This window comes from Terriglobus sp. YAF25, from assembly GCF_052113305.1.
Classification (GTDB): domain Bacteria; phylum Acidobacteriota; class Terriglobia; order Terriglobales; family Acidobacteriaceae; genus Terriglobus.
Genome location: NZ_JBFRCY010001053.1, coordinates 1 through 1066 on the forward strand (window position 1 = coordinate 1; position 1066 = coordinate 1066).

Consider the following 1066-nt stretch of genomic DNA (forward strand, 5'->3'; position numbering starts at 1 on the left):
TCCTGTAGGTGTAGTGTAGGGATTCCGTATCTATGGGCGTTTTCCGCAATGAAAACGCCGCTTCACGCCTCTTTCGGGATACCCAGCAACAGGAGAAATGCTCTAGAGATATTCTCGGCTGTCATCCTGAGCGCAGGCGAAGGACCCGCTTCTCCGTCCAGCCACGTTGCTTCAGCCTCGAAACCCGCCGCCGATGTGCTTCCCGGTAGTGAGGTCTACCTCAAACGGCACCTCTTTGTCGGCCATCATGTCCCATCCCATGCCGTTCAGGATGTTCCCGTCCACCGCTTGGAGAGTCAGACCCTCCCAGGTCAGCTTTCCGGTCTCCCAGGCCAGGCCATTCGCTCCCCAGGCAGTCACGGTGTGGAAACCGGCGAAGARCAGCAGACCAGCCTCGACGGCAGGCACCACCTCGGTGGCTGGCCGCTGCGGTACCAGGGCTGCCTGTTCCGGCGCCAGTGTGTCCACAATGCAGGCATAGCCACCGGAGACCAGGCAGATCTCCTGCGGCCGGGGGCAGCTCCAGATGCCGCTCGGTAGTGCAGGGTCGGCGAACCCTCGGGCGCAGGTCGCCAGGAACTCACCGCCGGATGAGGGCTTCACCATTACGTACATGGCGCCGCGGGCGAGCGCGTCTTCTTCGCCAGGAACAGCGCGGGGATAGGTGAACTGACGTGCCGGAGCGATGAGCGGGGGCCCGGTGAGTACCTGGACCCGCCAATCTGCGGGGAAGGGATGCGTAAGGCTCACATCCTCAAGCTTAGAACGCTTTTCCCTGTTGCTGGGTACCCCGGAAGGGATGTGCAGCGGCGTTTCCATTGCGGAAAACGCCCATAGATGGACACACCCTAGACATACACCACAGGGAAAATGCTCTATTCTCCAGGGATGTGAGTTGCGTAGGTCTCCCATTTGGAGGTGAGCTCGTGCAGAACCCTGCTGCCGACGCGCCACGCATTTTCGACCGCCGGCCGGGTGCCGATGTAGGGGGAGTTCACGCTCTCGATCGGGGTGTGACCGGGGCGAGGCATGGAGAAGTTCGATCCGGTGCGCAGCACCATCAGCC

Annotated in this window: 1 protein-coding gene and 1 pseudogene; both read right to left on the reverse strand. The window is 62.0% G+C overall.

The genetic code is table 11. From position 1 onward, the window contains the following. Positions 1 to 171 precede the first annotated feature (171 nt). Positions 172 to 750 carry a hypothetical protein gene (locus AB4043_RS26465; RefSeq protein WP_442308651.1) on the reverse strand — a complete coding sequence of 193 codons (579 nt, stop codon included), beginning with the start codon at positions 748 to 750 and terminating at the stop codon, positions 172 to 174. A 125-nt stretch (positions 751 to 875) separates the two neighbouring features. After that, positions 876 to 1066 (reverse strand): annotated as a pseudogene (locus tag AB4043_RS26470) (purine nucleoside permease); the annotation flags it as partial.